The sequence below is a fragment of the Pseudomonas sp. BN415 genome (assembly GCF_029871195.1).
GTDB classification, from domain to species: Bacteria; Pseudomonadota; Gammaproteobacteria; order Pseudomonadales; family Pseudomonadaceae; genus Metapseudomonas; species Metapseudomonas resinovorans.
In genome coordinates, this window is the sequence record NZ_SSOK01000055.1 from 33,754 (window position 1) to 46,171 (window position 12,418).

The 12,418-nt window shown below is 62.3% G+C and carries 13 protein-coding genes; 7 read left to right on the forward strand and 6 right to left on the reverse strand.

The window, feature by feature from the left end; genetic code table 11:
• Positions 1–18: 18 nt before the first annotated feature.
• The 7 genes from lepA to pdxJ all read left to right on the forward strand — a co-directional run bounded on the left by lepA (position 19) and on the right by pdxJ (position 6,198).
• A complete protein-coding gene (gene lepA, locus E8F20_RS14980; RefSeq protein WP_137823094.1) occupies positions 19–1,818 on the forward strand; it encodes a translation elongation factor 4 in 1,800 nt (599 codons plus the stop codon).
• Between the two features lie 5 nt (positions 1,819–1,823).
• Entirely contained in the window at positions 1,824–2,678 is an 855-nt protein-coding gene (lepB, locus tag E8F20_RS14985; RefSeq protein ID WP_280284415.1) for a signal peptidase I, read from the forward strand.
• Positions 2,679–2,793: 115 nt separating this feature from the next.
• Entirely contained in the window at positions 2,794–3,171 is a 378-nt protein-coding gene (locus E8F20_RS14990; protein WP_280284416.1) for a DUF4845 domain-containing protein, read from the forward strand.
• Positions 3,168–3,857 carry a ribonuclease III gene (rnc, locus tag E8F20_RS14995; protein WP_280284417.1) on the forward strand — a complete coding sequence of 230 codons (690 nt, stop codon included), beginning with the start codon at positions 3,168–3,170 and terminating at the stop codon, positions 3,855–3,857. The genes E8F20_RS14990 and rnc overlap by 4 nt, the downstream gene beginning before the upstream one ends.
• Positions 3,850–4,752 carry a GTPase Era gene (gene era, locus E8F20_RS15000; protein ID WP_028626356.1) on the forward strand — a complete coding sequence of 301 codons (903 nt, stop codon included), beginning with the start codon at positions 3,850–3,852 and terminating at the stop codon, positions 4,750–4,752. Before rnc ends, era begins: the two co-directional genes overlap by 8 nt.
• A gap of 8 nt (positions 4,753–4,760) precedes the next feature.
• Positions 4,761–5,459: a DNA repair protein RecO gene (gene recO, locus E8F20_RS15005; protein ID WP_280284418.1), complete on the forward strand. Its 699-nt coding sequence runs from the start codon at positions 4,761–4,763 to the stop codon at positions 5,457–5,459.
• Positions 5,452–6,198, forward strand: a complete 747-nt coding sequence (gene pdxJ / locus E8F20_RS15010; RefSeq protein WP_280284419.1) for a pyridoxine 5'-phosphate synthase — start codon at positions 5,452–5,454, stop codon at positions 6,196–6,198. Before recO ends, pdxJ begins: the two co-directional genes overlap by 8 nt.
• A gap of 153 nt (positions 6,199–6,351) precedes the next feature.
• Here pdxJ and cmoB read toward each other — a convergent pair whose 3' ends face one another.
• From cmoB to lon, 6 genes are all read right to left on the reverse strand, one after another.
• The gene (gene cmoB / locus E8F20_RS15015) at positions 6,352–7,320 is read right to left on the reverse strand and encodes a tRNA 5-methoxyuridine(34)/uridine 5-oxyacetic acid(34) synthase CmoB (protein WP_280284420.1); all 969 of its coding nucleotides are present in this window, start codon (positions 7,318–7,320) and stop codon (positions 6,352–6,354) included.
• Positions 7,317–8,060 carry a carboxy-S-adenosyl-L-methionine synthase CmoA gene (gene cmoA, locus E8F20_RS15020; protein WP_280284421.1) on the reverse strand — a complete coding sequence of 248 codons (744 nt, stop codon included), beginning with the start codon at positions 8,058–8,060 and terminating at the stop codon, positions 7,317–7,319. The genes cmoB and cmoA overlap by 4 nt, the downstream gene beginning before the upstream one ends.
• A 65-nt stretch (positions 8,061–8,125) precedes the next feature.
• Positions 8,126–8,698, reverse strand: a complete 573-nt coding sequence (locus E8F20_RS15025) for a hypothetical protein (RefSeq protein WP_280284422.1) — start codon at positions 8,696–8,698, stop codon at positions 8,126–8,128.
• 27 nt (positions 8,699–8,725) lie between these two features.
• Entirely contained in the window at positions 8,726–9,415 is a 690-nt protein-coding gene (locus E8F20_RS15030; RefSeq protein WP_280284423.1) for a lysoplasmalogenase, read from the reverse strand.
• Positions 9,416–9,506: 91 nt separating this feature from the next.
• Positions 9,507–9,911 carry a protease inhibitor I42 family protein gene (locus tag E8F20_RS15035; RefSeq protein WP_280284424.1) on the reverse strand — a complete coding sequence of 135 codons (405 nt, stop codon included), beginning with the start codon at positions 9,909–9,911 and terminating at the stop codon, positions 9,507–9,509.
• 107 nt (positions 9,912–10,018) lie between these two features.
• A complete protein-coding gene (lon, locus tag E8F20_RS15040) occupies positions 10,019–12,418 on the reverse strand; it encodes an endopeptidase La (RefSeq protein WP_280284425.1) in 2,400 nt (799 codons plus the stop codon).

Below are 12,418 nucleotides of genomic sequence, written 5' to 3' on the forward strand. Positions count from 1 at the left end.
TTTCTTGAGTGTTGACCTGTGAGTGACCTGAGTCATATCCGCAATTTCTCCATCATCGCCCACATCGACCATGGCAAGTCGACCCTGGCAGACCGCTTCATCCAGATGTGCGGCGGCCTGTCCGACCGCGAGATGGAGGCCCAGGTACTGGACTCCATGGACCTGGAGCGCGAGCGTGGCATCACCATCAAGGCCCACAGCGTCACGCTGCACTACAAGGCGCAGAGCGGTAAGACTTACCAGCTGAACTTCATCGACACCCCCGGTCACGTGGACTTCACCTACGAGGTCAGTCGTTCGCTGGCCGCGTGCGAAGGCGCGTTGCTGGTGGTGGATGCCGGCCAGGGCGTGGAGGCTCAGTCCGTGGCCAACTGCTACACCGCCATCGAGCAGGGCCTCGAGGTCATGCCGGTGCTGAACAAGATGGACCTGCCCCAGGCCGAGCCGGAGCGGGTCAAGGAAGAGATCGAACACATTATCGGCATCGACGCTACCGACGCCGTGCCCTGCAGTGCCAAAAGCGGCATGGGCGTGATCGATGTGCTGGAGCGTCTGGTCGAGGTGATTCCCGCCCCTGAAGGCGAGATCGACGCACCATTGCAGGCCCTGATCATCGACTCCTGGTTCGACAACTACTTGGGTGTTGTCTCGCTGGTACGCGTCAAGCATGGCCGGGTTAAGAAGGGCGACAAGATCCTGGTGAAATCCACCGGCAAGCTCCACCAGGTGGACAGCGTCGGCGTATTCACCCCGAAGCACACCGAGATGGCCGATCTGAAGGCCGGTGAAGTGGGCTTCATCATTGCGGGCATCAAGGACATCCATGGCGCGCCGGTGGGCGATACCCTGACCCTGTCCAACACCCCTGACGTGGACGTGCTGCCGGGCTTCCAGCGTATCAAGCCGCAGGTTTACGCCGGCCTGTTCCCGGTCAGCTCCGATGACTTCGAAGACTTCCGCGAAGCCCTGCAGAAGCTGACCCTGAACGACGCTGCCCTGCAGTACGAGCCGGAAAGCTCCGAAGCCCTGGGCTTTGGTTTCCGCATCGGCTTCCTCGGCATGCTGCACATGGAGATCATCCAGGAGCGCCTGGAGCGCGAATACGACCTGGACCTGATCACCACCGCTCCTACCGTGGTCTTCGAGATCGTGCAGAAGAACGGCGAGACGATCTACGTCGACAACCCGTCCAAGCTGCCCGACCTCGCGTCCATCGACGAAATGCGCGAGCCCATCGTTCGCGCCAATATCCTGGTACCCCAGGAGCACCTCGGCAACGTCATCACCCTGTGCATCGAGAAACGTGGCGTCCAGCGCGACATGCAGTTCCTCAGCTCGCAGGTCCAGGTCTGCTACGACCTGCCGATGAACGAGGTGGTGCTGGACTTCTTCGACCGCCTGAAGTCGGTAAGTCGTGGCTATGCGTCGCTGGACTACAGCTTCGATCGTTTCGAACCGGCTAATCTGGTGAAGCTGGATGTGCTGATCAACGGCGAGAAGGTCGATGCCCTGGCACTGATCGTGCATCGCGATCAGGCCCACTACAAGGGTCGCGCGCTGACCGAGAAGATGAAGGAACTGATCCCGCGGCAGATGTTCGACGTGGCGATTCAGGCGGCGATCGGTGGACAGATCGTTGCGCGTACTACCGTAAAGGCGCTCAGGAAGAACGTTCTGGCCAAGTGCTACGGCGGCGACGTAAGCCGTAAGAAAAAACTGCTGGAGAAGCAGAAGGCCGGTAAGAAACGGATGAAGCAGGTTGGCAGCGTGGAAATCCCGCAGGAAGCCTTCCTCGCTGTGCTCAAAGTGGATAGCTAGGGTCTATGTCGATCAATTTCCCGCTGTTGTTGGTTATCGCCGTGGCAGTCTGCGGCGTGCTCGCGCTTATCGATCTGGTTCTGCTGGCTCCGCGCCGGCGCTCTGCGATTGCTGCCTACGAGGGGCAAGTCGGCGAGCCCGATCCGGAAGTGGTCGACAGGCTGAACAAGGAGCCGCTGCTGGTGGAGTACGGGAAGTCCTTCTTCCCGGTGCTGGCCATCGTACTGGTGCTGCGCTCCTTCCTGGTGGAACCCTTCCAGATCCCGTCCGGCTCGATGAAACCGACCCTGGAAGTGGGCGATTTCATCCTGGTCAACAAGTTTGCCTATGGCATCCGCCTGCCGGTTCTGGATAACAAGGTGATCGAGGTGGGTGATCCGCAGCGCGGTGATGTCATGGTGTTCCGCTATCCCAGCGACCCGAACATCAACTACATCAAGCGGGTGATCGGCCTGCCGGGCGACCGAATTGCCTACAGCAGCGACAAGCATCTGACCGTCAACGGTAAGCCAGTCGCTGAAAAGCTACTGGGCGAAGAGCCAGGCACGTTGGGTAGCGCCATGCTCTACGAAGAGAGACTGGGCGAAGCCGAGCATCTGATCCGCAAGGAAATGAAGCGCTACCGCATGGAGCCGGGTCGCGAGTGGGTAGTGCCCCAGGGGCATTACTTCATGATGGGCGACAACAGGGACAACTCCAACGACAGCCGCTACTGGAACGATCCGCGTATCCCGAAGGACCTGCTCGGCATGGTCCCGGACCGGAACGTCGTCGGCAAGGCGTTTGCCGTTTGGATGAGCTGGCCCGATCCCAAGATGCGCAATCTGCCGAACTTCTCCCGAGTGGGCCTGATTCACTGATAACCCGCTCGCCATTGCGGTTTTGCGGCGTTGTTCATGACAGCGCCGCAGTCGCTATATAGTCTTGCTTGCGGGCCAACCGGCCTCCATAAAAACACAGACATTGAGGTCGATCATGACGTTCGCGCGTAAGCAGAAGGGTATGTCGGTTATGGGCTGGCTGCTGGTTCTGGCCGTAGTGGCCTTCCTGGCAAGCACCGCCTTCAAGGTTATCCCGCATTACCTCGATTTCTTCTCCCTGGAGAAGATCATCACGTCGGTTGAAACCGAGAAAGCCCTTGAGATCAGGACCATTCCCGACTTCTACAGCCATGTGTCCAAGGGCATGCAGGTGAATGGCATCCGTGACCTTGACCTGGAAAAGTCCCTGAAGGTAACCCTGGAAAACAACGAATTCCAGGCCCACCTCAAGTATGAAAAACGCGAACCCCTGGTCGAAAACCTCGATCTGGTGGTGCGCTTCGATAAAGAATTCCGTGTGCGAGCCCAGTGAGCGTATCCCTCAGCCGTCTCGAGCGTAAGCTCGGCTATACCTTCAAGGACCAGAGTCTGATGATTCTGGCCCTGACCCACCGCAGTTACGCGGGGCGCAACAACGAGCGCCTCGAATTCCTCGGCGATGCCATCCTCAACTTCGTCGCCGGCGAAGCGCTGTTCGAGCGTTTTCCGCAGGCCCGCGAGGGCCAGCTGTCACGACTGCGTGCGCGACTGGTGAAGGGCGAGACCCTGGCGCTGCTCGCCCGCGGTTTCGAGCTGGGCGAGTACCTGCGCCTGGGCTCGGGTGAGCTGAAGAGTGGCGGTTTCCGCCGTGAGTCGATTCTCGCGGACGCACTGGAAGCGCTGATAGGCGCCATCTACCTGGATTCCGGCATGGAGGCCGCGCGTGAGCGCGTACTTGCCTGGTTGGCCAACGAACTCGAAGGCCTGACCCTGGTGGACACCAACAAGGACCCCAAGACCCGTCTGCAGGAGTTTCTGCAGTCCAGGGCCTGCGAACTGCCACGTTATGACGTGGTGGATATCCAGGGTGAACCGCACTGCCGGACGTTTTTCGTTGAGTGCCAGGTCACCCTGTTGAATGACAAGACCCAGGGCCAGGGCGCCAGCCGCCGTATCGCCGAACAGGTGGCTGCGGCTGCCGCCCTGGTTGCCCTCGGTGTGGAGAACGGCAATGACTGATATCGATACCCCCCGCTGCGGCTACGTTGCCATCGTCGGCCGCCCCAATGTGGGCAAGTCCACGCTGCTCAACCACATCCTTGGGCAGAAACTGGCGATCACCTCGCGCAAGCCACAGACCACCCGGCACAACATGCTCGGCATCAAGACCGAGGGCAATGTCCAGGCGATCTATGTCGACACCCCCGGCCTGCACAAGAAAAGCGACAAGGCGCTGAACCGCTACATGAACCGTAGCGCCTCGGCGGCCCTGAAGGACGTGGATGTGGTTGTCTTCGTGGTCGACCGTGACCGCTGGACCGAAGAAGACCAACTGGTGCTCGAGCGCGTGCAGTACGTGCAAGGCCCCGTGCTGATCGCGGTGAACAAGACTGACCGCCTGGAAGAGAAGGGCGACCTCATCCCGCACCTGGCCTGGCTCCAGGAGCAACTGCCAAACGCTGAACTGATCCCGGTTTCGGCCCTCCAGGGACACAACCTGGATACGTTGGAGCGCCTGGTTTCCGAGCGACTGCCGGAAGGTGACCACTTCTTCCCGGAAGACCAGATCACCGACCGCAGCAGCCGCTTCCTCGCAGCCGAGCTGGTGCGCGAGAAAATCATGCGGCAGTTGGGCGCCGAACTGCCCTACCAGATCACCGTGGAGATCGAAGAGTTCAAGCAGGAGGGTCATATCCTGCACATCCACGCCCTGATCCTGGTGGAGCGTGATGGCCAGAAGAAGATCATCATCGGCGACGGTGGCGAGCGCATCAAACGCATTGGCCAGGACGCCCGCAAGGACATGGAGACCATGTTCGACTCCAAGGTCATGCTCAACCTCTGGGTGAAAGTGAAGGGAGGCTGGTCCGACGACGAGCGTGCCTTGCGTTCCCTGGGCTACAACGACCTCTGAGCCTCCCCATGATCAGCGCGGCGCTACCGGCGTTTGTCCTGCACAGTAGGGCCTATCGGGAAAGCAGCGCGCTGGTCGATTTTTTCACCCCTGAAGGCCGCCTGCGCGCCGTAATGCGTGGTGCTCGAGGCAAGGCGGGAACGCTGGCGCGACCTTTCCTGCCGCTGGAGGCCGAGTTCCGTGGCCGCGGCGAGCTGAAGAATGTCGCTCGCCTGGAGGGGGGCGGTATACCCAACCTGCTTGCCGGCGAAGCGCTGTTCAGCGGGCTCTACCTCAATGAACTGCTGATTCGCCTGTTGCCGGCTGAAGACGCGCAGCCGGCGCTCTTCGAACACTACGCTGTTACGCTCCAGGCCCTGGCGGCCAACCGGCCGCTGGAACCTTTGCTGCGCGCGTTCGAATGGCGCCTGCTGGACGAGCTGGGCTATGGTTTTGCCCTGGATTCGGACTTGGCAGGACAGCCCATCGCCCCCGACGGTATCTATCGCCTGTTGCCCGACGCAGGGCTGGAGCCGGTGGGGCAGTTGCAGCCCGGTCTTTTCCATGGCCGCGAACTCCTCGCCCTGGCCGAAGCCGACTGGAGCGCCCCCGGCGCCCTTGGCGCGGCCAAGCGCCTGATGCGCCAGGCCCTGGCACCTCATCTGGGCGGCCGACCTCTGGTCAGCCGCGAGCTATTCATGACGATCAAGGAACCTCCCTGTGACTGAAGCCAACCGCGTACTTCTCGGTGTCAACATCGATCACGTCGCCACCCTTCGCCAGGCCCGCGGCACTCGCTATCCGGACCCCGTCAAGGCAGCGCTGGACGCCGAAGAAGCGGGTGCCGATGGCATCACCGTGCACCTGCGCGAAGACCGCCGGCACATCCAGGAACGCGACGTACGCCTGCTCAAGGACGTGCTGCAGACCCGCATGAACTTCGAGATGGGCGTGACCGAGGAAATGATGGCCTTCGCCGAGGAGATTCGCCCCGCGCATGTTTGCCTGGTTCCGGAGACCCGCCAGGAGCTGACCACTGAAGGTGGCCTCGACGTCGCTGGACAGGAAGCCCGCATCAAGGCCGCGGTAGAGCGCCTGGCCAAGGTCGGCAGTGAAGTGTCGCTGTTCATCGATGCTGATCCGCTGCAGATTGAGGCGGCCCACCGTGTCGGCGCACCGGCCATCGAGCTGCATACCGGTCGTTACGCCGATGCCCACACCCCGGAAGAAGCCGCTCGCGAACTTCAGCGCATCCAGGAGGGCGTCGTCCTGGGCCTCAAGCTCGGCCTGATCGTCAACGCCGGCCATGGCCTGCACTATCACAACGTCGAGCCTGTGGCGGCGATTCCAGGCATCAATGAGCTGAACATTGGCCACGCGCTGGTGGCCCACGCGCTGTTCGTTGGTTTCAAACAGGCAGTGGTGGAGATGAAGCAGCTGATCGTTTCGGCCGCGGCCAAGCGTTGATAGGTGTCTGCGTAAGGCGGGCTTGCGGTCCGCTCAGCGAATGAATTCGCCCCCGCAGGAATTGGTTCCTGTGGGGGCGAGCCGTTTCAAGCGAAGGCCAGTGGAGGAGCGATTGCAATCGCGAATGAAGTCGCTCCCACGAGGCAACCCGTATCAAGGCTTGCGGGCGATCATCACGGCACGGGCCGGCGCGGGCAGGCCTTCGATGGTGCGGCTATGGTCAGCGGGATCGAGGAACTCCGGGAGAGACTGGAAGCGCATCCATTCGGTGCTGCGCTGCTCTTCCACGCTGGTGTAGCTGACATCTACGCAACGGATATCCACGTAGCCTGCACGGCGTAGCCATAGCTCCAGGGCCGGAGCCGAAGGCAGGAACCAGACATTGCGCATCTGTGCGTAGCGGTCCTCGGGCACCAACACCTGTTGCGCATCGCCTTCGACCACCAGGGTTTCCAGTACCAGCTCGCCGCCTCGGCGCAGGCAATCCTTGAGGTCGAGCAGGTGGTCGATAGGGGAGCGGCGATGGTAGAGCACGCCCATGGAGAACACGGTATCGAAGCCTTCCAACTTCGGCGGCAATTCCTCCAGCGCCAGAGGCAGGTGCCAGGCAGGGAGGTCGGGGAGGAAGCGTTTTATAGCCAGGAACTGGCAGAAGAACAGCCAGTTGGGATCGATACCCACCACGCAGTCGGCACCGGCACCGAGCATGCGCCACTGGTAGTAACCATTGCCGCAGCCGACATCCAGCACGCGGCGTCCACGCAGGTCGAGATGGGGTGACACTCGTGACCATTTCCAGTCCGAGCGCCATTCGGTGTCGACGTGTACGCCGAACAGCTCGAAGGGGCCCTTGCGCCAAGGAATCAACCCTTGCAGCGCGCTTGTCAGCGAGATGCGTGTGGCGTCGTCACAGGGGCCGTCGAGCAAGAAGCGCTGCGCCAGTTCCACGTGCTGTGGTTGTAGGGGCGGCAGCGCGTTGACCGCAGCGCTCCAGCGCTCCAGGTCGCCATGACCAACCGCCAGTTTGGCGTCGAGCTGAGCGGGCAAATCGGCTGCCCAATCCTGCAGGGGCGTACCTGCCAACGTTTGCTGCAGAGTATCCAGGTCCAGCGTACGAATCATGGTAGGGCGATCAGCGAAGCGAAGTTGAGGCATTGGAACCAGGGCACGACCTTGGAGAAACCGGCCGCCAGCAGGCGTTCACGGTGTTCTTCCAGGCTGTCCGGGTGCATGACGTTTTCCAAGGCGCTGCGTTTCTGAGCGATTTCCAGCTCGCTGTAGCCATTGGCGCGCTTGAAGGCAACGTGCAGGTCGGTGAGTAACTGGTGCTCGTCGGCGTCCTCGAAGCGCAGCTTTTCCGAGAGGATCAGCGCGCCGCCGGGCAGCAAGGCCTGGCGAATACGGCCGAGGAGTTCGGTGCGGCGCTCGCGGGGCACGAATTGCAGGGTGAAATTCATCGCCACCAGGGAGCAGGGCTGGAAGTCCAGGGCAAGGATGTCGGCCTCCATCACCTCCACCGGCAGCAGCTCCTGAAACATGGCGTCTTGGGCGTGCAGGTACTCGCGGCAGCGCTCCACCATGGCGATGGAGTTATCCACAGCAATGACCCGGCAACCGTCGGTCTTCACATGGCGGCGCAGGGCCTGGGTCACGGCACCGAGGGAACTGCCCAGGTCATAGAGCGGGGTGTTGGCCTGGGCGAACTGTGCTGCCAGCACGCCGATGTTCTCGACGATGGTCGGGTAGCCTGGCACCGAGCGCTTGATCATGTCCGGAAACACCCGGACCACGTCTTCGTTGAAGGCGAAGTCGCCGACTTGGGCCTGGGGATTGGCGTAGATGCGATCAGGGCTTTCGGTCACGGGCCGGTACCAGCAGTGGAAAAGGCCGGCATTCTAACGGACTGCGCGACGCGGCCAAACCACCCTTACTTCAACTGATCGGAAAAGAACTCGCCCGCCCCCTGCAGGGGACCAAGCGGGTTTCGCTTGACCTCGTGGCGGCGGATGTTCGGTTCGCCGTTACTCACCTTGTGCACCAGCACGTCGTCCACCAGCACGAAGACTGCGCGGAACACCCAGCCCTGCAGTTCGCGATTCTTGCGGAAATTGAAGACGTCAGCCCAAAAGCTGCCTACCCGCTGGGTATCGGTTTTGGTGAACTCGAAGGCGTAGCCAATGCAGCGGTCCTTGGCTTCGAGGCACTTCATCAGCCCTTCGGGCAGATAATCGATCGGGACGTTGGGTTGGACGAACATCAACCGCACGTCAATGAACGAGAGCATCTTGCCGTTACCCTGGATCAGCGGGTCGAAGCCCAGGGAAAAAAGCTCGGGGCGGGTCGTCGTGCCCGGCGTCGCTTGGGAATAGCGGGCTTCCGCATCGGTGTAGTCCCGAAATGGCGACAACACTTCGGCCCGTTCACTGGGCAATAGACTGCCGCAACCTGCGAGAAGAACTGCATAGCACAGCAAGCTCCACAGTCGTACCAGGCCGCCCATCGCTCGCTCCCTTTTTTGAGTGTCCGCCTATTTGCTATAGCCGATTTCCCGGGGGGGTGCCGGGGGTTTCTTTGGGGATGGGATGGTGGTCGACAATGTCACGGCGGAGGCGGTGATACCCCATTGGCCCAGCCAGTAACTGAGGATGATCAAGTAGCTCGCGGCACCGAAGGGTGAGACGAAGCGGTTGAACCCGATCAGGCTGTCGGATAGCACGAAGAGCGCTGCACCCCCGGCTGCCAAGAGCGCCGATTGGCGGTCGAGATCGGCACCCAGGCGGGCCAGTGCGCGCCAGAGCATGGCACTGATGGCCAGTGCGTAGCAGGCTACCGGTACCAGCAGGACGCCCAGGCCGCCCGAGGCGAGCAGGGCGAAGATGGTGCCGCCACTCCCAAGCGCCACCAGCAGCGCCATTGGGGCCAGCCGGCGGGTGTCCAGCAGGTAGGCGCGCAGGTAGGCCAGATGGGCCAGCAGGAAAGCACCAAGGCCGAAGACGAACAGATCGGCAGGCCACTGCAGCAGCATGTCGCCGAGCAGGGACAACGCCAGGCCTATGGCTATCCAGCGGCGGTAAGGGCCGGATGCTGCTCGGCGCAGCCAGAGCAGCAGGGCGATGATGGGAACCGGTTTGCTGACGAAGCACAACCAGTCGAGTTCCAGCGAGAGGCCAGTCAGAAAAGCCAGCACGCCGGCCAGCCCGAAGATCAAGAATCCCATGAGTGCTCCTGCAGATCGTTCAGGGCATCACTATGGAAAGCTGCCGACGCGCCCGCCAGGCGGCGGACGCCATCGGTGCAGTCATTTGGCGCTACTTGACGCTGATCTGGCAGTCGAAGGATTCGGCCGGCGCCACGTCGTTCTCCCAAGGGCGCTGGTAGTCGAGGTGCAGTCGGCCTTCGCCGGGTTGGCTCGCCTTGAAGCGCCAGGTGGATTGGCCTGCACTGCCCACCAGACCGGCATCTTCCGGCGTCGAGTAGACCTCCGGGCCGAGGCTCTGCAGCACGTTGGTCGCGGCGTCGCGCACCACCCAGCGAAAGCCCGTGGTGGGGTTGCTGGGGAGGGTCAGTACCAGAGGTTGGCCCTGGTTGAGGGAGAGCGGGCAGTCATCCTGTTGATCCTGGACCACCATTGGGCCGGTCTTCTGCTGGGCGCAGGCGGTGAGCAGGGCGAGGCCCAGGGGCAACAACAGGCGGGGTGAGGGAACGAAGTTCATCGGCGGCTCCGTCGGTCAAGGGCGGGGTCAGCATAACGGCTGACTCCGCCCTTGCGTAGGCTTGGTTCGAAAAGTGCCGGCGACTTTTCTAGAACAGGCGCGGTCCCTCAGTCGAACAATACCTTCGCCACATCGCTGAAGCGTCGGGCAAAGTGTACGGTCAGGTCTTCCTTGAGGTAGTCCGGCAGTTCTTCGAACGAACCTCGGTTGGCCTCAGGCAGGATCAGCTCGAAGATCTTCTGCCGGCGTGCGGCGATCACCTTCTCGCGTACGCCACCGATCGGCAGCACCTGGCCAGTGAGGGTCAGCTCGCCGGTCATGGCCACGCCCTTTTTCGGTACTTGGTTGCGCGCCAGGGAGAGCAACGCGCTGGCCATGGTGATGCCGGCACTTGGGCCATCCTTGGGCGTGGCGCCTTCCGGTACGTGGAGATGGACGAATGCCTGGTCGAAGAAGGTCGGGTCGCCGCCGTAGCGCTTCAGGTGCGAGCTGATGTAGCTGTAGGCGATCTCGGCCGACTCCTTCATGACATCACCCAGTTGGCCGGTGAGCTTGAAGCCGCGGTTGAGGGTGTGGATGCGAGTCGCCTCGATGGGCAGGGTTGCGCCGCCCAGGCTGGTCCAGGCCAGGCCAGTGATCACGCCGACCCCTGACAGCAACTGCTCCTTGCGGAACGGTGCCAGGCCCAGGTAGTGCTCCAGGTCCTTCTGGCCGACCTTGATATTCGTCTCGGGCTCCTCCAGCAGGCGGACGACCGCCTTGCGGATGATCTTGCCCAACTGCTTCTCCAATTGACGCACGCCTGCTTCGCGGGCGTAGCCCTCGATCACGGAAGTCAGGGCGCCATCGGTAATGGCCAGGCGCCCCTTCGGCACGCCGGTGCGCTCCAGCAGGCGCGGCCAGAGGTGGCGCTTGGCGATGGCGTGCTTTTCCTCGGTGATGTAGCCGGAGAGGCGAATGGTCTCCATACGGTCCAACAGGGGGCCCGGAATGGAGTCCAGCGTGTTGGCGGTGCAGACGAACAGCACCTTGGACAGATCCAGGCGCAGGTCCAGATAGTGGTCGAGAAACTCGACGTTCTGCTCCGGGTCCAGGGTCTCCAGCAAGGCCGAGGCTGGATCGCCCTGATAGCTGGCCCCGAGTTTGTCGATTTCGTCGAGCATGATGACCGGGTTCATCACCTCCACCTCTTTCAGCGCCTGCACCAGTTTGCCGGGCAGGGCGCCGATGTAGGTGCGGCGGTGACCCTTGATTTCAGCTTCGTCGCGCATGCCGCCGACGCTGAAGCGGTAGAAGGGGCGTCCGAGGGATTCGGCGATGGACTTGCCAACGCTGGTCTTGCCTACGCCGGGCGGGCCTACCAGTAGGACGATGGAACCGGATATCTCGCCCTTGAAGGCGCCCACCGCGAGGAATTCGAGGATGCGGTTTTTCACGTCATCCAGCCCGGCGTGGTGCTTGTCCAATACCTTGCGGGCATGCTTGAGGTCGAGCTTGTCTGCCTTGTAGACCCCCCATGGCACCGAGGTGGCCCAGTCCAGGTAATTGCGGGTGACCGCGTACTCCGGCGATCCGGTCTCCAGGATCGACAACTTGTTCAGCTCTTCATCGATGCGCTTCTTTGCCTGGTTCGGCAGGACCTTGCCTTCCAGGCGCTGGGTGAACTGCTCACTGTCGGCGCTGCGGTCGTCCTTGGTGATGCCGAGTTCCTGCTGGATCAGCTTGAGCTGCTCCTTGAGGAAGAATTCGCGCTGGTGCTGGCCGATCTTGCGGTTCACCTCGGCGGACAGCTCGCTCTGCAACCGCGCGACTTCCACTTCCTTGCGCAGCAGCGGCAGCACCTTCTCCATGCGCTTGAGGATCGGAACGGTGTCCAGCACCTCCTGCAACTCACGGGCGGGTGCAGTGGTCAGGGCCGCGGCGAAGTCGGTCAGCGGAGAAGGATCGTTGGGGCTGAAGCGGTTGAGGTAGTTCTTCAGTTCTTCGCTGTACAGCGGGTTGAGGGGCAGCAGTTCCTTGATGGCGTTGATCAGCGCCATGCCGTAAGCCTTGACCTCGTCCCGCGGGTCCAGCGGGCTGTGTGGATAATCCACCTCCACCAGATAGGGCGGGCGATGACGCTTGAGCCAGCCCCGGATGCGCACCCGTGACAGGCCTTGGGCCACGAACTGCAGTTTGCCGCCTTCACGACTGGCATGGTGCACCCGCACCAGGGTGCCGTGCTCGGGCAGGGTGCTGGGGTCGAAATGGCGCGGGTTTTCCGGCGGGTTCTCCATGAAGAACAGCGCCAGGCAGTGGTGTTCGGTCTTGCCAACCAGCTCAAGGGTTTCCGCCCAAGGCTCTTCGTTGACGATGACCGGCAGCACTTGGGCCGGGAAGAACGGGCGGTTGTGGATGGGAATGACGTAGACCTTGTCCGGGAGGGTCTGGCCGGGCAGCACCAGGCCGGTCCGTTGGCTGGGAGTGGCTTCGTCGACGATGTCGGCGTTGATGTCCTGATCGCTCAT